The sequence below is a fragment of the Paenibacillus sp. P13VS genome (assembly GCF_015143645.1).
GTDB classification, from domain to species: Bacteria; Bacillota; Bacilli; order Paenibacillales; family Paenibacillaceae; genus Paenibacillus; species Paenibacillus xylanilyticus_A.
This window is the reverse complement of the sequence record NZ_WYEV01000014.1, coordinates 61,787-81,698: the sequence shown is the minus strand read 5'-3', so window position 1 is coordinate 81,698 and position 19,912 is coordinate 61,787. Positions and strand designations below refer to the sequence as shown.

16 protein-coding genes are annotated in these 19,912 nt (G+C 48.4%); 12 read left to right on the top strand and 4 right to left on the bottom strand.

Features of this window, described 5'->3' with window-relative positions; genetic code table 11:
- Positions 1-6 precede the first annotated feature (6 nt).
- From GUA98_RS25530 to GUA98_RS25480, 11 genes are all read left to right on the top strand, one after another.
- Positions 7-978 (top strand): 3-oxoacyl-[acyl-carrier-protein] synthase III C-terminal domain-containing protein, encoded by a 972-nt coding sequence (locus GUA98_RS25530; RefSeq protein WP_193724802.1) that lies wholly within the window; start codon positions 7-9, stop codon positions 976-978.
- Entirely contained in the window at positions 979-1,707 is a 729-nt protein-coding gene (locus GUA98_RS25525) for a hypothetical protein (RefSeq protein ID WP_193724801.1), read from the top strand.
- Positions 1,707-2,864, top strand: a complete 1,158-nt coding sequence (locus GUA98_RS25520) for an acyl-CoA dehydrogenase family protein (RefSeq protein WP_193724800.1) — start codon at positions 1,707-1,709, stop codon at positions 2,862-2,864. The genes GUA98_RS25525 and GUA98_RS25520 overlap by 1 nt, the downstream gene beginning before the upstream one ends.
- Complete coding sequence (locus GUA98_RS25515; protein WP_193724799.1) at positions 2,857-3,837, top strand: hypothetical protein; 981 nt, start codon at positions 2,857-2,859, stop codon at positions 3,835-3,837. Before GUA98_RS25520 ends, GUA98_RS25515 begins: the two co-directional genes overlap by 8 nt.
- Before the next feature lie 19 nt (positions 3,838-3,856).
- Positions 3,857-5,242, top strand: coding sequence for an MATE family efflux transporter (locus tag GUA98_RS25510; protein WP_193724798.1), 1,386 nt, complete (start codon positions 3,857-3,859; stop codon positions 5,240-5,242).
- Positions 5,243-5,273: 31 nt separating this feature from the next.
- On the top strand, positions 5,274-6,449 hold the full coding sequence (locus tag GUA98_RS25505; protein WP_193724797.1) for an arginase family protein: 1,176 nt from the start codon (positions 5,274-5,276) through the stop codon (positions 6,447-6,449).
- Complete coding sequence (locus GUA98_RS25500) at positions 6,446-7,423, top strand: hypothetical protein (RefSeq protein ID WP_193724796.1); 978 nt, start codon at positions 6,446-6,448, stop codon at positions 7,421-7,423. The genes GUA98_RS25505 and GUA98_RS25500 overlap by 4 nt, the downstream gene beginning before the upstream one ends.
- 23 nt (positions 7,424-7,446) lie before the next feature.
- Positions 7,447-8,793 carry an insulinase family protein gene (locus GUA98_RS25495; RefSeq protein WP_193724795.1) on the top strand — a complete coding sequence of 449 codons (1,347 nt, stop codon included), beginning with the start codon at positions 7,447-7,449 and terminating at the stop codon, positions 8,791-8,793.
- Positions 8,794-8,824: 31 nt separating this feature from the next.
- Entirely contained in the window at positions 8,825-10,048 is a 1,224-nt protein-coding gene (locus tag GUA98_RS25490) for a M16 family metallopeptidase (RefSeq protein ID WP_193724794.1), read from the top strand.
- A gap of 170 nt (positions 10,049-10,218) precedes the next feature.
- Positions 10,219-10,869, top strand: a complete 651-nt coding sequence (locus GUA98_RS25485) for a 4'-phosphopantetheinyl transferase family protein (protein WP_193724793.1) — start codon at positions 10,219-10,221, stop codon at positions 10,867-10,869.
- Between the two features lie 122 nt (positions 10,870-10,991).
- Positions 10,992-12,809, top strand: a complete 1,818-nt coding sequence (locus GUA98_RS25480; RefSeq protein WP_153976738.1) for a S9 family peptidase — start codon at positions 10,992-10,994, stop codon at positions 12,807-12,809.
- A 118-nt stretch (positions 12,810-12,927) separates the two neighbouring features.
- Here the strand turns inward: GUA98_RS25480 and GUA98_RS25475 are convergent, their stop codons facing one another.
- The 4 genes from GUA98_RS25475 to GUA98_RS25460 form a co-directional block, all read right to left on the bottom strand.
- Entirely contained in the window at positions 12,928-13,962 is a 1,035-nt protein-coding gene (locus GUA98_RS25475) for an aminoglycoside phosphotransferase family protein (RefSeq protein WP_193724792.1), read from the bottom strand.
- A gap of 17 nt (positions 13,963-13,979) precedes the next feature.
- Complete coding sequence (locus tag GUA98_RS25470; RefSeq protein WP_153976740.1) at positions 13,980-14,951, bottom strand: SMI1/KNR4 family protein; 972 nt, start codon at positions 14,949-14,951, stop codon at positions 13,980-13,982.
- A 153-nt stretch (positions 14,952-15,104) separates the two neighbouring features.
- The gene (locus tag GUA98_RS25465) at positions 15,105-16,136 is read right to left on the bottom strand and encodes a ribonucleotide-diphosphate reductase subunit beta (RefSeq protein WP_153976741.1); all 1,032 of its coding nucleotides are present in this window, start codon (positions 16,134-16,136) and stop codon (positions 15,105-15,107) included.
- 159 nt (positions 16,137-16,295) lie between these two features.
- The gene (locus GUA98_RS25460) at positions 16,296-18,629 is read right to left on the bottom strand and encodes a ribonucleoside-diphosphate reductase subunit alpha (protein ID WP_153976742.1); all 2,334 of its coding nucleotides are present in this window, start codon (positions 18,627-18,629) and stop codon (positions 16,296-16,298) included.
- Positions 18,630-19,380: 751 nt separating this feature from the next.
- On the opposite strand from GUA98_RS25460, the gene GUA98_RS25455 reads away from it, so the two are divergent.
- On the top strand, positions 19,381-19,707 hold the full coding sequence (locus GUA98_RS25455) for an MTH1187 family thiamine-binding protein (protein ID WP_153976743.1): 327 nt from the start codon (positions 19,381-19,383) through the stop codon (positions 19,705-19,707).
- Positions 19,708-19,912: the final 205 nt, after the last annotated feature.

The window sequence follows — 19,912 nt, the reverse complement described above, 5'->3', positions numbered from 1 at the left end:
ATGAATATGGGATTCGGCATTGTGGATATCGGCGTATATTTGCCCGATCAGATCGAGGAACCTGAAGTCATACTGGAAAAGATGGGGCTGGGTAAGGGGGAACTTCAGTTACTGCGTAAGTATCATCAACTGAAGGGTGTCCCTATTACTGATCCGAATCGATTCCTGGATGACTCGATGATTCAGGCCATCCGTCACCTTGAGGATAGGCACCCCCTGCCTGCGATAGACCTTGTCCTCTATGCCCACTCTGCACATGTGCAGGCACCTGGAGATTATTTGCCTTTACAGCGGGCTCTTCGTCAGTTCGCCCTGGAACATGTGCCGTTCTATAGCATCTCACATATGAACTGTGCTTCATCGATAGCCGCTCTTCAATGGCTTGAACGAATATCCCTTACGCAGCCGGAGATTGGCCATGTACTGTTGGTTTGTGCCGATCAGTTCAATTTTTTGCCATCTGAATGGAGATATATCCGCAAATCGACGATATTGGGTGACTCTGCTGTAGCGGTCCTGCTAAGTAGAGATGAGGGGAAGCATGTTATACAGGCTACTCACATGCTAAGAGATACGCGGTTCCATAACGGATATTATGCCGAGGCAGAAGAGATGGCGTCGTTTAACAAGTTGTATGTGGATCATATCATTCAAGGCATGGAAGAGCTGCTGTCAGCGGAGGGATTGACACTTCGGGACGTGGATCATATCTTCCCTCATAATGTGAATTTCACGACCTGGAAGGAGTTCTCCAAACGTACGGGTATTGAGCAAGAACGGATCTATCTGGACAATATTCCCCGGATCGGGCATACGTTCTCAACTGATGCGTTCATTAATCTGAGTTCAGGGCTGGAGAGTAATTGGGTATGCCATGAGGGACGGTCCGTACTGGTCAGCATTGGGCTGGGCAGCTTTTTTGGATTTGCACTGATTGAGCATGGAAGGGCAGATAATGAGCATGGAGGAGGAGTGTAAATGTCAGTCGTGGATTCACATATGGCAGGTACTGCGCCCGGTGGAGTCAATTCAGCGGGACGTGCAGTTCCTCCTATTGCAAAACTGTTGGAAAGTGCAACAATACGATACCAGGGGCATCCGGTATTCCTTTCCCGAGGGACGTATGTATTGGTTACCCGCGAGCTCGTTGAAGAGCTGCCTTTCGTCTGGCATGAAGGAACTGACCGCATGTATGAATGGAATCAGATCCAGGTTAGTCAGGTGGACGATCCAATGTTGGAACCATCTCTTCAGCTGTATCACATTCAGGTGCCCATTGGAACAGAACAGGATGAGACCCTGCTTAAGGAGCAGGTATTCGATACGACTGGTCTGACGAAGCAGATGCTCCAGTTCCGCGTGGAACTGTGCAGGGCAGGATTGGAGCAAGTACGATTACATTTGTCCAGTCGCACATCAGGGGGGCAGTCCACTCTTCAGCATCAGTTAGTGAAGGGCATGATAGCCGACATTCTGACGGTACTATACATGGCTGAGACTGTGCCTTCAGGACCATTCGCCATGGATCAAGCTCATATTTCACCTGATCGGACAATTACCTGGGTACATCGAGAGCTTGATGAGGCTTTCCGTCTTGTCCAGCGTCTTGGTGGTGGATTCGGTTACCTGAGGCAGGGGATATCAGCCTATGTGTACACCGGTCAACTGGTCAAAAATATAATGCTGGATGCCAAGGAGGACTGCTAATGATAAAACCATCCACAATTGCTGTGTTTGAACAGGAAATGAGGAAGTATGCAGCCGAATTGCGCGAAATCGGCCTTGTAATAGATCGTGAGCCTGAGCGGATCACTGAATTCACGAATCTGGAATCCATACGAACCATTAATCGCATGATGATCCCCCCGGAATATGGAGGTGAGCCCATCGTGACTGTAGGCCAAGAGCGATATTATGGACTTTCCTGCCTGGAGAGGGTGATCGCCATTGAGCAGCTTTCGGCAGGTGACGCAGGTGTTTTTCTGGGAAGTCCAGGTCCGTCCATGTCCAGCGTGATTATTTCGGCTCTGGCGGATCCACAGCAGAAGGAACGGTATTATTCTCATTTTCTTAAAGGAACAGCATGGTCTTTCTTTGCTCTGACAGAACCTGAAAAAGGTTCAGATGCCACCGAAATTGGCACACGCATTTCACGTAATGGAGAAGGCAGGCTGGAGCTGAACGGACAAAAGTTTTATATCGGAAATGGGCACCGTGCCAGCATTGGACTGGTATTTGCCCAGACGAACCGAACGCCGCTGGGAATACAGATTGCGCTGGTAGACAAGTCAATCCGTGGTTTTACTGCTAAGCCGCTCGATACGATGGGTGTAAGAGGGGTACAGCTAAGTCACCTGACGTTTGATGCTTGTCAGCTGGAGGAGCACGATATAATTGGACGTCATCTAAGTCCGACCAAACGCGGATTGTGGGGGGCTCTTCAAACCTTTCACCGGATGCGGCCGGGCGTAGCAGCACTCGCTTTAGGTGTGGCTCAAGCAGCGTTTGATTACGTCAGAGAGCAGAGATCCTTCTTCAAGGAAAGGGAGAAGCTGGAGCTGGAGCAGATTGAAATGCGATTGCATGCACTTCGCAGCATGATTCGCAGTGCAGCAGCAGAGATTGATGCAGATGTGCAGAAAGGGTATCTGGCTTCCCTTAGCAAAATCCGGGCCGGAGCCCTTGCCGAGGAGGCAACAGAGCTTGCACTGGATCTAATGGGCCCGGGTTCCATGCATGAGCATCCGTTATTGAATAAGTGGTATCGCGATGCAAGGGCTTTTGAGTTCATGGAGGGCACCACCTCCATCCAGAAGATCAACGTCTTCCAGGCCTACGCTAACGGAAAAATGAAGCATGCCTGATGTTCATAGCCTCAACCGCCGGACGTCTGTATTTGTAAATCATATCTGTTGGATTACTGCTGAAGATCACTTGTATACCTTGGATAAACCGGATGTGGAAGATTACTATTACCTATCTCCACATATATATATGGAGGAACACTATTATGGAAAATCCACTTTGCGTACCCGATCCCTGTTATCCGCTGGAAGGCGTTTAACTGCAGGGGATCTTGCGCTCATTGCCATGGAATCCTTATCTGAAAATGCAGAACAGTGGGATGTGTTGATATTGGCGCAGACTTATCCTGATCGTTATGCGATGAATCCACCACTGGCTCGTATCCTGGAATCGACTTCATGGAAGGTGGATTATCCGCTTGCTTTTTCCCATCTGGGAGCACTGGCGGGTTTGGAAGGAATTCAGGCAGCCCGGTGGACCTTGATGGGAGATCAAAGGGGAGCACTGGTTCTAACGGAGCAGCGTGTACTGGAGAGTGGACGTGGATTTTTAACGAGGCAGGGATGCTCGCAAACGGGTGTACCCGGAGAACGATCGGATATGGCTGTTGCTTTGGACTTAAGCAAGGAGACGGGAGCACTGGAAGTGGACTACATGGGGAAGGTATTCATGAATTCAGCTGAAGGAAGGAGTATCTCCGAAAAGGTCAGCTCTATTCTTGAAGAGCTGATGAATTCCTGTCAGGCAAATCACGTGATTGTCCAGTCTAGCCTGGCATCACGCATTTGTATAGACGGAGAACAGCAGCTTCATCCAGTAAAAACTTTTGGAATACCCCATAGAGATTATCAAAGTGGTGATGTATGGATACAGCTTGGAGAACAACTTCAGAATGGAAGCATCCGTCCAGGTGAACGTGTTCTGCTTGTCGCTTGGGATGGAGGCTGTTTGTTGTCTGCGTCCTGCGCATTTGTTACAAGGCAACCCAACCTCTCGAAGCTCCCGCTTCACTCGGAAGTCGGAACAACATGACATGAGGAGGTGCTTGACCGTGCAAGGCCTGGATTATACTTCTGGATCCGTGAACAGATTGTTGATTCGCACCGCAATACCAATGCTTCTCGCTTCTTTGGTCAATGTCACAACGCAGCTAGTTAACGTATTCTTCATGGGCCATACAAGCCAGACCGTACTGTACGTGTTATCGCTCTATATCCCCATTTCCTTCGTTATGATTGCCATTGTGGAAGCAACACAGCTGTCTGTTCAGGTTGCTGTATCCCGCAGCCGAGCAGAGGGTTCCCCATACTTTACGCAGTTGTTTGCCCACATGATGGGCAGTGCCGGAGTGTTGGCCATTGTAATGGGGGGGCTGGTGATGCTGCTATCACCCTTGCTGTCCTGGTTTTATGCCGTTCCGAGTGATGTCCGGCCGCTGTTTGCATTCTATGTAGCTGGCATGATGGCTGCAGGTGTGCCTGCTGTACTCGCAGCAGCCAGCGGGGCTGCCTTGAGAGGACTTGGCAGGGCACAAGCCGCATCGTGGAATGCTGTTGGTACGGCGTTACTGAATATTCTGCTTGTGTATTGGTTTGTCTCCGTAGTTGGTTTCGATCTAAAGGGGATTATCTATGCCAATCTCATCTCTTCCACGTTGTCCCTGTTTATCTCTATTCTAATTTTATTTGTGCGGAAAGAACTGGTTTCTGTAAGGCTTGCGTTTGTACAGAGGCACCTTATTGTGCTCCGGCAGGTCGGCATTCCGGTATTTATCTCATACTGTCTAATTTTTGTAAGTACATTTTTTTTCAATAAAATTGTTAGCCATTTTGGTGAAGGGGTCGTGGCTGGATTCGGTGTGGGTTACCGCATACAGACCATGGCAATCTTGCCTGGCATAGTCATCGGGTCCGCCATTGGAATCCTGATTAATCATAACCTTCAACAGGCACATCGGCCGAGAGCATATGAAAGTTACCGCAGGGGCCTTATGCAGTCATTTATCATTTATGCCGTAATCTCTGTAGTGATCTGGATCTGGCGGGAGCCTCTTACCGCTCTTCTGATCGCGGATCCCGTATCGCGTACTGAAGCTGCACGGTATCTTGCGATCGTTGCCCTTTCCTATCTCACCATGGGTCCCATGATGACCACTTTGCTTACCATGGAACAGAGTGGAAGGGGGTATCAGGCTCTCTTATTAAACGCGGTGTATTTCCTGCTAATCATTACGGCAGGTTGGGTGTTAACGCGAGTATTTAATCAGGTTGTCTATTTTTATAGTGTGATAGCTTCCGTTAACGCGGCCAGTCTATTCTGCCTCATACCCGTACTTCGGATGTTCAAGCGTGAGTACGCAGAACAGTCTGTACCCGGAGGGGTAGGTCTGGAAGGGCAGGAGGTCATAAACGGCCAGAGTTATTCAACACAGTCATGAAATAAATTATTAAATAACAGGGGGCCCTCTTATGAAAGATCTGGAACCTGTATATCTGGTGCGTCGCCTCGGGGATGCATTAATCGCTGCTGATAACTCGTTCAGCCAGTTTTATCAGATCGAGCAAGCTGAAGAACTGGAACCGCGCCTTGTACCGCAGCTCGCAGGTATTGCACCGCCAGTGGTCCCCTTTTTTTCACTGGAGCCACTTGTTAGCCACGTTTCTCCTTGTCTGTATATTCTGGGTATACCTTATGCTGGAGGTACGAGCATGGAGGAATCCAAGGTTGGGGAGTTTGAACAAAGTCTGCGGGCTGAATCCTGGAAAAAGGTATTATACCCGGCCCTGACGGAGTCCCGGTTATCGGGGTTAACTGATATTGGCAATGGTCAGCGATTGCTAGAATTCATAAGCATGCAGGATCTGGGATCCTGCGTACCTTGTGAACATGAGGGAGATTACTTCTATATGGAAGGACTCCGATCAGCACTGCATTACACTCAAGCAGAAAAGGCTTTATTGTGCTGTATTGGTGGCGATCATTCCATCACGTATTCCATTCTGAAATCCATGCTCAGCCAAACGAGCGGGAAGATCATTTTGGTTCAGTTTGATGCTCACCATGACTGCGGGGTAGATGCCATTCATCAGGAGCAGGTGAACCATTCCAATTTTGTTAGGCATTTGCTTGAAGAGGATAACATTGCTGCGATTGTACAAATTGGCCTGCGTGGCCTGCGCTCTTTGGATCAGATGTACAGCCATCCTAAGTTGATCCAGATTTCGGCGGAGCAGATGACTCCAGAGAGAGTGCGTACAGTTCTGGCTGAGACTCAGCAGACACATCAGGCAGAAGCGGCGTATTTATCGTTTGATCTCGATTGCCTTGATCCAGGAAGTTTTCCTTATGTCGATTTTCCCATTAGCGGAGGACCCACCTGGTTTAATACCCGAGATTGTGTTGTCTCTGCATTGGAGTCTCCTTTGCCCTTTGTCGGATTTGATATGGTGGAGGGACAAGGAGTGGAACATGAGGTGCAGATTCCTGGTCAATATGAAATAGCTTTGAGGATGCTCACCTACATGATGGATGGAATGTACCGGAATTGGGAACGCCACAGGAACGATACCCATGAAGCCGTTGGCGTGTCATTAGCAGGGAGTTCAGTTTCAATCTCACAATTTTCGAAGGAGACAAGCCGATGATGGATTTCAAATCATTGTACACCCTGCATCATGAACAGGTCGAAGACGAGCTGCATAAGGAACGGGAGGGGGGAATCCATTTGGGTTCCTTCTATGCCTTGATGAACATTGTTAAGGAGTTCAAGCCGTTACAACCAAAGGTGGCTGCTGAATCGATCTGGATTGATTATCTTGCCTTCTTGCGTACCATTGACGAACACAAAAAAAGTCCTTACTCCTTTCTGGAATGGGATGAGGTGGAGGGACGTGAACATCTGCGGGCCACCTTACAGGAAGGTGGTGCACTTTTAACCTGGCATTATGGGTTTGTCAGACACAATATGATTACGATTGGACAAGAGATTCGTGCGGGTCACATGTCGGCCAAACTTCCATTTTACCTCATCGCAGAGCGGGAAACGGTAGAACAGGAGAAGAAGCTGTCCGGCTGGGATGCCATCCGAAAGTATGCGGGAGCAGAACTGCTTAATGCAGAGGATGAGATGATCGGGATCAGGCTGTATTCCCACCTGCGCAAGGGAGGATCCTTTAGTCTTTTTGTGGATGGACAGACCGGATACAATACGGATAATCATGCGGCAAACATTCCTTTTCTCAGTTCAAGGATTCGTACCAGAAGTGGAATTTTCCGTATTCTGGCCAAGACGAAGAAGCCGGTATGCCCTTATTTTATGACGTTAACCGAAGACTTTCGCTCCAAAATTGTGTTCCTTCCACCTGTCATTCTGGATGAGGATGTCCCATTTGCTGCCGACCGAATTTACGAACCATTTCGCAAACAGCTGCTGGCACAGCCGGCTTTATGGCGTTTTTGGGACAGGCATCATCAGCAGGTTGTTCAGTGGGGAGATGAAGAAAGGCCTGATACAACTGACACAGCTAGTCAAGTCGATTGGATATCCAGGCCGCTAGAAGGTTTTGGTCAACTTGGCCTGAATACAGCTAGCGGTACAGTCTACAGTCTGGACTCATAGCTGGAATGAAAGGGGGAGCAGGGATGCAGTCTTTTATGACAGAGGAACGTAACAACTTGTCAGCGCACATTTTGTCCACGCACAAATATGCCAATCACTATGTACATATCAGTCTGATCAATCCACAGAACAGCATACCCGCAGCGGCATTTGTTGTAATTGTCCGTCTTTTGATGAATCATTCCCGAAGGTTTCCGTCCAGATCTTTGATTCAAAGACAGCTATGGTCGCTGAATGGTGCTGAATTCAGATATCAATTTGAGTACAAAGGGAACAATCAGATAGCAACTTTGATGCTTCGTGTGCCTGATGTATCTGGTTCCATGCCTGAAACAAACCTAAAGCATGCGCTAGAATTCCTTGCAGCTCTACTTTATGAACCAGCTTTTGGAGATGAAGGAAAGTTCAATGAGAGTAAGGTACAGGAAGCGATTGCATGGGCTCAGCAGCATAGGGATTATGATTCATCCGAATGGGACAAGGTTGTGCAGGGGCGTTGTCTAGAATGGCTGGGGTATGAGGATATAAGCCGGCTGCAGCAGCTTGAACCAACGGAACTGTTTGCTGATGGAGTGGAATGGGTTCAGTGGTACCGGATGTTAATCCGTAACCCCATTCATATTCATGTGGTTGGCAATGTGCAACGTGATCGGATTGCAAACCACATTTGGGATCAATTTATAATTCGGGACCCCGATGCGTATACCGTGCGATTCGCCGAACAAAATCAGACAGGGATTGATGCCCGGCTGCCGAAGGTGCAATCACTGGCTGGAATTCAGCAGATGCCGGAGAACCAGGAGCATCCAGAGGTTAAACAGGAGGCAGGATCCATGATGATGGAACGGATGGATATCCACCAGTGCAAAATCAATGTTGCCTACAGCACAGGCATTCGGTTCGGATCGCCTTTATATCCTGCTTTGTTTGTATTCCACACATTATTTGGTGCCACGCCTGCCTCCCGTCTTCAGATTGAATTGCGAGAACGGCAGCAGAGGGTGTATCAGATCAGCAGCCAACTTGATGATTACCGGGAAACCCTGCATATTACGACGGGGACCAGCAGCGCTCATGTGGCTGAAGTTCTGGAAGGCATCGACTCCGAGTGGAGCAGGCTCTGTGATGGGGAGATTTCTGTGAAGGAGCTGTATACAACGGTTCAGAATGTGATGCATTTTGTGCAGGTTGGTTTCGATATGCCGCAGCAGATCATTGCCAATCATATAGATTTTATTCTGACCGGAAGTGAAATGACTACGGCTCAATTCTTACAGGGGATTGCTGAAGTTACCCCCGAATCTGTGGTATCCGTTGCCTCTGGACTGAAGAAGCAGGTCACCTGGATTCTTTACCCCGAGAATGAATGAATATTCCGCATAGTCACAAGGAGGTGAAAGGATGAATATTACCGTGCCTCATGCCCCTTTTCGTCGTCGTTTATCCAATGGGCTGTTTGTAAATATCTTTCCGCAGCCGGATTATCGGCACACGTTTGTTTCATGGTCTGTGCCTTATGGTTCGATTCATGATATCGACGCAGCGGGTACTGCCCATTTTCTGGAGCACATGATGTTCTATAATCCGGATAAACAGGATCTAAAGGCATTGTTTCACGCTGAAGGTGCTTCAACCTCTGCATTAACACGTTACGATGTAACGACATTTCAGTTGGCATGTACAGGCAATTTGATTAGCAGTTTGGAACTGTTAATGAGTACGCTTGCGACTCCGTACTTTACCCGAGAGGATGTGGAGCGTGAAAGGGCGGCCATTCACCAGGAGCTGGCGATGTACGAAGATCAGCCGTCTTGGCTGGCTTTGCAGCAGATGCTGTTGATGATGTATGGCGCAGGGCACCCAATTGCTAAGGATGTTGCGGGTACAACAGAGAGTGTCGACGCTATAACCATAGAAGGATTGACCGCAGCGTATAACACACAATACCAAACTTCCCGTATGGCCGTTTCTGTGGCAGGGCCGGTAAATCCTTTTGAAATCATGGATCTATTGGAGAGATATCCGGCAGATGTACAACAGAAGGCGTTCCACGCTCCGTTCAGTCAGCCTGCTCAGAATCAGGAGGGGAATGATAATTATCGGGAAATCCATTACGGATTGCCCGTGCCGCTTGTACGCTTCGGTTTTCGGGCAGGGAGCCCGCCTACGCGGTTGGAGGATCAGGCAGCATTGATGATTGGTTTGGAAGCATTGCTGGGTGAGACATCAACTTTTTTTGCAGATTGTGTGTCATCAGGTTTACTTGGCAACGGAACCGAATGGGATCACTACTACAGGCAGGATTTTGCCTTTTCCAATGCTTGTGGTTACTCTGTGGCTCCGTACGAATTGTATCATAAGGTTGCCGAGCAATGCCGCCGTGTTACTGTTGAATCCTTCTCCCTGGATAATCTTGAACATGCCCGTATGAAGTGGATGAGCAGCTATTATGCAGATATGGATTCATTAAAAAAGCGCTGCATGCACATTTCCGAATATGAAGTGATCGGACTGAATTACATGCAATTGGGAGAGTGTGCGATGGCTTTGACGGATGAGGAGGTTCGGGTTCAACTGAAACGTATGGTGAATCCCGAGGATCTTCAAATGTCGGTTGTTCGTTAGCTATACAGTTGTGAAGGAGGCGGATTATCCTGATGCAGAGTGTATGCTTAAGAACGCAGGATTTTATGCTAGACATGGGTTTCTTCCCATCAGGTGCTAGGTCCACAAGTTTTCGGGCAGATGAAGTACACATCTGGACATGTCCTCTTCCTGATCAGGAGGAGGACTCTTTGTCGACATTGGATATGGACATGTTTCTATTAAGTCCGGATGAAAAGGAACGCGTACATAGCAAAAAGAAGACATCTTTACTTGCAGCCCATAGTTTGGCGATCTCTAGGACTTTTCTGAGATATGTACTAGCACACTACATGCGTGAGAAAGCTTCGAATATTTTGATCAAATATGGTTCAGCAGGCAAGCCATATGTTAAGGGAGGACCACAGTTCAACCTGTCTCATACTCAGGGAGTATCTGTGCTTGCAGTAACTGCACACAACGCGCTTGGCGTTGATGTGGAATATGTACGTCCACTGCTACACAAGGATGCCATCATCAAGCGATTTTTGACCGAAGATGAGAGACAATATGTACTGGAAAATAGGAGTGATGAGCATGAAACTAGAAGGCGGCTATGGCATGTGCTTACGAGAAAAGAGGCTTGGATTAAGGCTTGTGGTCAGTCGTTGTGTGGACGATGGCGATCACTAAACACATGGTGTGCCAAGAAGGATGATCGGGATGTGAGGGCGCTTGAGGGACAGCAGTATGTGTTGCAGTCACTGGATGTAGGTCAGGACTACTCCGCCTCCCTTTGCGTGACAGGAAACAGAAAAGCCTCTGTACGTTGGATGAATACAACGGAGGGCATAAGACGTTAGCAACAATGATAAAGGAATATGACATGAGTATTGTGTAAACAATGGAATTTCCTGTAATATGGACAAATATACCTTAATTCACCACCGTTAAATACTTTTGTTCATTCCTAAGGAGGTTTGTCATGCTTCAGTTTCCCAAACCGGATGTAGAGCAGTATTTCCAGACGTATCGCATTTCGCACTTTGCCGTATCGGCTGACGAGAAACGTTTGTTTTTTGACAGCAATCTGAACGGTGAACCGAATATTTGGGCGATGGATCTGCCGGGTGGCTACCCGTATCCCTTGACGTATTTGAACCAGAGCAGTCAGTTTATTAAGCCTGATCCGCTTGGGCGTCATATTCTCACGGGGTTTGATCGGGACGGCGATGAGAACTACCATCTATATGCGCTTAAACCGGAGGGTGGCGTGCCGCTGCCCATTGTGCCTGCTGAGCCGAATGACCGCTGTTATTTCTCGGAATTGTCCGAGGATGGACAGCGACTGTATTACGTGACGAGTGCGGGTAACCCGAATTATCTCAATTCACGTCGACGCGATCTGGAAACAGGTGAGGATGTGCTATTGTACAGCGGGGAAGAGGCTACAAGCTACTTGGTTGCGGTAAGTCCTGACGAGAAGAGCTTCGTTATTGTGAAAATGTATTCCAATACGTATCAGACAGCCCACCTGCACTTGGAAGGGGAGATGATATCCATTCTGCCCGATTCGGAGAGACAGAGCCAGGTATCTGAAATTCTATTTGCAGATGACCATCGCCTTTTGCTCGTCACCAATGATAAGGAAGAATACTCTTATGTGGCTGAATATAGACTGGATACCCGCGAGTTCCGACCTTTGTGCAAAATTGAAGGGGAGGACGTGGAGATGATTCGCTGGCATAAGGCATCGGAGACATTGTATTTCTGGACGCTTACAGGTACGGAAAACCGAATGTACATCCTGGGCAAAGATGCTGCACAGCCGCGTCGTCTCGACATGCCTTTGGATACGGTAGAACAGACGCGCGTAACCAAAGCGGGCAATGTGTACATTCTTGGGCGGGGTGCGATTCAGCCGCATAATATCTACCGATTGACTGCGGGGAGTGATTCTTGGGAATCACTCACGGCCAACCGGGTGACAGGGCTTGATCCGGATGATCTGGTCTATCCTGACCTGGTTCGGTACAACTCCTATGATGGGCTGGAAATCGAGGCACTTTTCTTTAAAGCCAAGCCGGAGCAGGCCAACGGTTACACGGTGTTCTGGCCGCATGGTGGACCACAGGCCTCCGAGGCCAAGTTTTTCCGGCCGATGTTCCAGCTGATGCTGGCACAGGGCTATCATATTTTTGCGCCAAACTTCCGTGGAAGCACCGGATATGGTGCCGAGTTTGTGAAGATGGTAGAGAGAGATTGGGGCGAGGGGCCAAGGCTTGACTGTGTTGCCGGCATACATTGGCTGTTTGACCAAGGCATCTCCTCACCGGATCGCCTGTTTGTGGTTGGAGGCAGTTATGGCGGGTACATGACGCTGCTGCTTGCGGGTCGCCATCCCGAGCTGTTCCGGGCAGCAGTCGATATCTTTGGGCCAAGCAACCTGTTTACGTTCCTGGAATCGGTCCCTGAGGATTGGAAACCGATGATGGATAACTGGCTCGGTGACCCCGTCCGTGACCGTGAGCGGCTAACGAAGGACTCGCCCATCACTTATCTTGACCAGATGGTGAATCCGATGCTGGTCATTCAAGGCGCGAATGATCCAAGGGTTGTGAAGGCCGAATCGGATCAGATCGTGGCGGCACTTCAGGATAAGGGCGTAGACGTGGAGTATATCGTATTGGACGATGAGGGTCACGGCTTCTCCAGAAAGGCGAATGAGATTCTTGTGTATCGGCGGATGCTGGAGTTTCTGCAGAAGCATCAGGAAGCGCCTGTAACGCAAGCCCAAGCTTAACTTATCGTCTAACAATGTAGATAGCAAGACACGATAAAAAAACGACCGAAGCAGGGGCAGTCCCTGATTTCGGCCGTTTTTTGGTTTATTCTTTTTCGTTGCATACAGATCGGCTGCTCTAATCAATTAATGCAAGCGCAGAATCGATATAGCGCTGTGCCCAGACTGCAAAAGGCAGATCCGCCTCCCATGTGACCCGATTGGTTGCTTTGGCTTCGCCCCATACGAGAATACGCTGATAGAGCAGATGGATCCCTAAACGAACGGCGAAGTGTTTGCATCGCTCTTCATCGTTAGCGCAGACAAGTTCCCGGTAAGTGTGCAGAAAACGTTTGGCGAGCTCGGGCTGATTTTTATGTATATACATGGCTGTCATTTTGGTCAGATCTGCCGTACCGTCCCCGAAATAAGAAGTAGTAAAATCGAACAGGCCGCTAATGCGCCAGTCGGAAGCATGGCTGCCAACCTTCTGGATGACAAAGTTCTCCACCTTGAAATCGCCCATGACAAATCCCGGAACGGGCATGGCCTCAAATGCAGCCTCTGCAAGCCTAAGCTGTTCGTCCACCCAAGCTATATCTGCATCCGTAATGACAGAGTACTTCTGGGCATCCAGCAGCCAGTGACGGATGGTTCCATACAGCCAGTCGAGATAAGTACCCGCAAAAGGAACGATTCGTTCTGCTATGGGGTCATACTCGCCTGCATCCGGTACTTTCCATCGATGCAGTTCGACCAGGCTATGGGCGAGCATGGAGGCAATCTCTTCTTGCTCATCCTGCCCGAGGGCGGCCTGGAGCGAAGAATCATACAGGTGTTTTCCCGGTAAACGGGGCATGATCGCGTAACTCCAGCCCAGCAAGTCCGTGTTTTTTTGCAGCAGGTAGGGGACGGGTACAGGAATAGCGGCGTGCTCAGCTAACTGCTGTGCAAAAAATTGTTCTTCCTGCAGCTGCCCAACATACAGCGGGTTGCCCTTCAAAATATACTCCCCTTGAGAGGTACGGATGAGCAGTGTCTGGCCCATGACTCCCTTTTCGGTTTGTTTATATTCTTCAAGGATTCCCAGGTCGAATTCATGGAGTGCTTCTTGAAGTGAAGAGAATGAAACATCGCCAATTTGGTTGGTAGCAAAATAAATTCGGGTTGTCATAAGGGCCTCCTGCCGGTTTAGTCCTCGTCCTCTTCATCCAGATCAAATGTTTCCTCATCCACCAGTCCACGAACAAATGCTTCAAAGTTGGGTGCCAGGTAAGTGATCTCATAGTCATCTTCCTGATCTACATGGACAACGCAGGGCTCCCCCTGCGGGCCACAGAAACGATAATCCAGCATCACGACGTCATGACCGGCAGATGGACAGTCACAGATCACAATGCCCAGATCAGGGTATCCCCAGTCCTCAATCATGAAGCGACTTCCCATTTCTCCGGCAAGGGAATAGGACTTGATATGCCCAATGCCCATGATGCCGGAAATGGCGATATGATCTTCCGCCCAGGATGTAGCTTCTTCTGTAGGGAAAACGGTGCGTGCAGGAACTCCACCATTTTGAGTGTTCATTAATTGAATATAGGAAGCAGGCAGTTTGTACCCCAGTTCCTGCTCGGTAGAGATGATTTGGCTTTCATCAAAAGGAGAAGAAACATAGCTGCTCTGTGCATAGTCACTCTGCTCCCAAAATGTGGAGGGATCATAGGAGCCTGAAGCTGCTCTAAGATGGTTCTGCATTCCACTTTGGTCCCATTCAGCCAGCTTCTCTAGATGATGCTGCCGGTCTCGCTGCATTTTGATAAGTTTGGAACGGGTTGAACTCAAAAACTCGAGTGTTGATTCGTCATAGGGCTGAAGCCGGTCAGCCTGTTCAAATGCTTGTAATGCCTGATCGTATAAGGCCATATGGTAATAGGCATAACCCAGACGAAATTGCCAGAGTGGATCCCATTTGCCTTGTTCTTCAACAGACTTAAGCTGCTGAATGGCTTCACGGTGCCGTGCACTATTGTTATATGCTCTCGCTAGATGACCTGTCAGGTCATAATTCCGATCGGGTACAGGGATCTGTTCAATGCGTTTGATAATGAGACCAAACAGGTCCTGTTCGTGCCAGGTGTTCAATTGATCAAGCAGTTCTCGTTCCATCCTTTAGCCTCATTTCAATAGGAGATTCAAACCTTCTCCATTATATCCCAGAATTTTCATCCATGGGGAGAAGGGTACAAAACGTAACAAAAACACTCCCACCCAGGGAGTGTTTTATGGATATATTGTGTCTTCTGTTCGCGATATCTGAACTTACAAATCGTCGAATCCGTTGTCGTCGCCGACTTTACCATAGTTACGGGATTTCGCCTCGAAGAAGTCTGTTTTTGTTGCATTGAGTGCTTCATCAGAGAAAGGCTTGATCCAAGGCATGCAGTTTACATCGACGCCTTCGTATGCTTTATCCATGCCCATAAGACGCAGACGTTTGTTGGCGATGTATTTGATGTAATCTTCCAACTCGTTCAGGTCAATTCCACGAACATTGCTGAGCGTGTAGTGTGCCCAGTTGGTTTCCAGCTCGACAGCACGGTCGATTGTTTTATAGATATAGTCCATGTTCTCAGGTGTGTTCAGTTCAGGGAAATCAACAAGCAGCTGTTTGAACACTTCAGCGAAGAAGTAGCAGTGCTGATTCTCATCACGCTGAATGTAAGAGATCATCTGGCTGGTTGCCATCATCTTCTGGTCACGAGCCAAATTGTAGAAGAAGGCGAATGTACTGTAGAAGAAAATACCTTCAAGTACGAGGTCGGCTACCATGGCTTGGAAGAATGTCTGTGGAGACGGCTCGTCCCGGAAGCTTTGATAGATATCGGCGATAAACCGGTTGCGGTCAAGCAGTACGGGATCATTTTTCCAATATTCAAAAATCTCTTTTTGCTCCCGCTCAGATACGATGGAAGACAGAACGTAGGAGTACGATTGGTTATGAACGACTTCCTGTTGTCCGATAATGGCCGAGATCGCTTCGAGGGAAGAATCGGTGAAGTAGCGTTTAACATCACCTACAAACATCGTTTGCATGGAATCGAGTACAGCCAGCAGGGAAATGTTGATTTTGAATGTACGCTGTTCTTCCGGATCCAGTTGGGCGAATTGGGAAGCATCCTTCGACATTGGAATTTCGTCAGCGATCCAGTGGTTGAGCAGCAGTACTTTGTACAGCTTGTACATATGAGGCATACGAATGTCGTTCCAGTTCAGAATCCCGGAGCATTCACCTTCAATAATTCGAGTCGATTGGTTAGGTGCTTCTGTATTGAAAATTTTCTGTACTTGCATAATCCGTTCACTCCTCAATTCAAACTTTTAGTTCAGGCATCTATATCAACATCGCTGGGATGCTGTGATCGTAATTTGGGCAAAAAAGTACCAGGGCAGCGCCATTTTGCAATCAAAACAGGATGCCCTGGGGTCATCGTGAATCTAGTATTCTATCGATCAGCTTGCGCAGGAGTCACATTCTTCAATCGTCAATGCACGGCTGCGAACATAATAGGTCGATTTCAGACCCGCTCTCCAGGCATGCAGATGCAGTTCAAGGAACTCCGTTGCTTTGATATCAGGACGGACATACAGGTTGAAGCTTTGTCCCTGATCGACGTGACGTTGACGGGCAGAAGCCATGTTGATGGAAGCATGCTGATCCACCAGGAAGGCCGTTTTATAGTACCAGATGGTTTTGTCCGACAGGTCTGGTGCCGGGTTGGCAATCTTGTACGTTGTTTTCTCTTCATAGGACAACAGCTCATAGAGCGGGTCGATACTTGCAGTAGATCCGGCAATGATGGATGTTGAACCGTTAGGTGCGATCGCGAACATCCATGCGTTACGTACACCGTTTTGCTGAACTTCAGCCTGCAGCTCTTTCCACTGTTCGGTCGTTACGAATTCGCCTACGCGCTCACCCGTTGTGTAATCACGCTGCTCGAAGTATTTGCCGCTCTCCCAGTCGGAACCTTTGAATTTCGGATAGTGTCCTTTTTCCTTGGACAGTTCCATGCTGGCTTTGACGAGCAGGTAGTTGATTTTTTCGTACAGGTTATCGTTATAGGTTACAGCCTCATCGGATTCCCAACGGATGCCCTCAAGAGCAAGCAGGTGGTGAAGTCCGAATGTACCCAAACCTACGGCACGGTATTGGCTGTTGGTATATTGGGCTTGCAGTACTTCAATGTTGTTAATGTCAATAACGTTATCCAGCATGCGAACCTGAATCGGTACCAGACGCTCCAGTACGTTATGAGGCACGGCACGTGCCAAATGAATGGAGTTCAGGTTGCAGACGACGAAGTCGCCAGGCACTTTGGAAATTACGATGCGTGTTTGACCATCCTTGGTTACAAGCTCTTCTTTTTCTACTACCGTTGCAGATTGGTTCTGCATGATTTCGGTACAGAGGTTGGAAGAGTACACCATGCCGTGGGCACTGTTCGGGTTGGAACGGTTAACCGTATCGCGATAGAACATATAAGGCGTACCTGTTTCAAGCTGAGATTTCATGACACGTTTCATAATATCGATGGCTTGTACCGTAATACGGGACAACAGCGGGTGGTTTACCGCTTCTTCATACTTTTCGCGGAATGTGCCTGCGCCGAAGGACTCGTCATAGAAATCTTCCAAGCCAAGTGCGCGGCCATTTTCGTCTTTCCAGCCCATGATCTTTTTCGTTTCATGCGGGCAGAAGAGGCTCCACTCACCGCGGCTGGCTACACGTTCCATGAACAGGTCAGGCAGACATACGCCGTGGAATACGTCATGTGCACGCATCCGCTCGTCCCCGTTGTTCAGCTTCAGATCCAGGAACGCCAAAATGTCTTTGTGGAAGACGTCCAGGTAAACGGCAATTGCCCCTTTGCGTGTTCCGAGCTGATCTACGCTAACAGCTGTATTATTCAATTGGCGAATCCAAGGGATTACGCCGGAGCTTGTGTTTTTGTGACCACGGATGTCCGAACCACGGGCTCTGACTTTACCGAGGTACACACCAATACCGCCGCCCATTTTGCTAAGTCTGGCTACATCGGTATTGGAATCGAAGATGCCTTCAAGGGAATCGTCCACAGTATCGATAAAGCAGCTGGAGAGTTGTCCGGCCACTTTTTTACCTGCATTGGACATGGTAGGTGTGGCAGCCGTCATATACATGTTGCTCATCGCCCAATAAGCTTCCTTAACCAGATGCATGCGGTTCTCTGCAGGCTCCTGGTGCATCAGGTACATGGCGATAACCATGTAGCGCTCTTGAGGCAGCTCCATTACTTTGCCGTCAAAGTCATTTGCGAGATAGCGTTCTGCCAGCGTGAGCAAGCCGATGTAGTCAAAGAGCAAATCGTTGCGGTAATCAATGCATTCCGCCAGTTCATCAATTTGTTCTTTGGTGTAGCACTCCAAAAGTTCTTCACGGTAGATGCCTTTTTTCACAAGGTCTACAAGGAGAGGGTAGAATGCACCATAAGGCTCGTCCGGATAAGATTTGTATCTACGGTTGGTAGCCGCTTTTTTGTATAGGGAAGTAAGCAGTGAGCGTGCCGCTGCAAATTTCCAGTTCGGCTCCTCTTTGGTTACCAGTTCCAGTGCGCTCATCATAAAAGCGTTACTGATCTCGTCTCCGGTGACTTCGTCACGACGAAGTTTGCTGTTAACCCCGCGTACCAAACGTTCCTTGTCCAGCATGTCCAGTCCTTCCAGAATACGGTCGGCATATACCGAGATACGCATATCGTCAAAGGCAAGCTGGCGGTTGTTCGGCTTGATCACAACTTGTGGCATGAATATTCCTCGCTTTCGCATGATTAAGAGATAAATTGGAGAAATTCTTATATTAAGAATTGAGTGTCTTCTTACGGTGAGAAAAAAATAGGTACATCAGGGTGGACTGTTGTGGTGACAGTTTGCGCATGCAAAGACCCCATAACATAGGAGCAGCTTCAGAACATGATCATATAAAAAGCACTCCCCGCCTGACGGCCTGAAAATGCCCATGATTGCACTGGCTTCCTGACAGTCGCAAATATATGTCGACCGCAAGGTGCTATTATGTAAGGTTATGTCCATATCTAGTTGCGACTGTCATAGAGGCAACCGGGTGCAGTCCAAACAGCCCCGTTAACCTCGGCGTCAGTTCTGTTTCGAGAAAGCGATTTTCACCTACAGGGACGTGCCTTTGAAGGTGATTCCATCCTGTTTTTCGCGAAATTGCAGAAGATGACTTTCAGAAGTGGGGAAACGCTTTGTCACTACATTTTGTTGCTGTTATCCTACTCTAACCCAACATCTTGTGTTTGTAAACAGGTTCAGCACACTAAAACGTAATTCCGAGTATACCATTTACGGCATGAATCCGCAAAGGAAAAGGACTGGAAGATTTGAAGATTATTCAAAAAAAATTTTTGTTCAAATGGAATGACGTCTTCACGTCAGTTTGAATTGTGACGCCTTCAACTGGTAAAATAAAAATAGTCAAAATTGCGCTAAATATAGCGACAACGGTAATTAACGAAGCTAAGGGAGGCGGAGCAGGATGGCAATAGCAGAAGTGACCGTAATTCCAATTGGAACAGGAACGACCAGTCTAAGCAGTTATGTGGCCGACATGCAGGCCGTATTGGAAAACCAGCGTGGCATTACATATCAGTTGACTTCAATGAGCACTATTATCGAAGGACCGCTGAACGAGGTCTTCACAGCCATAGCGGCTTTGCATGAAGCTCCGTTTCTATCGGGTGCCGAGCGGGTCTCTACATCCGTTAAGATTGACGATCGGCGGGATAAACCGGATGCCTCCAGCATACAGAAGCTGCAATCCGTTCAGGACAAGCTGGCATCCCGTGAGGTACGTCCGAATTAGGGGTTAGGATGGGAATTGGGTTGAAATGGGACTGATTTAATACTTCACCAAATGCAAGCACCTCAGGTGTTTGCATTTTTTGTGTTTATACAACGGAAACTTCCATGGAGAATGTAGTTAAACCAAGAGGGCACTTCGCTCTCCTTTGGGGACACTAGCCCATTTTTATCTAGAGCCCGGTCTGGGAAAGGACTTCTGCATATAG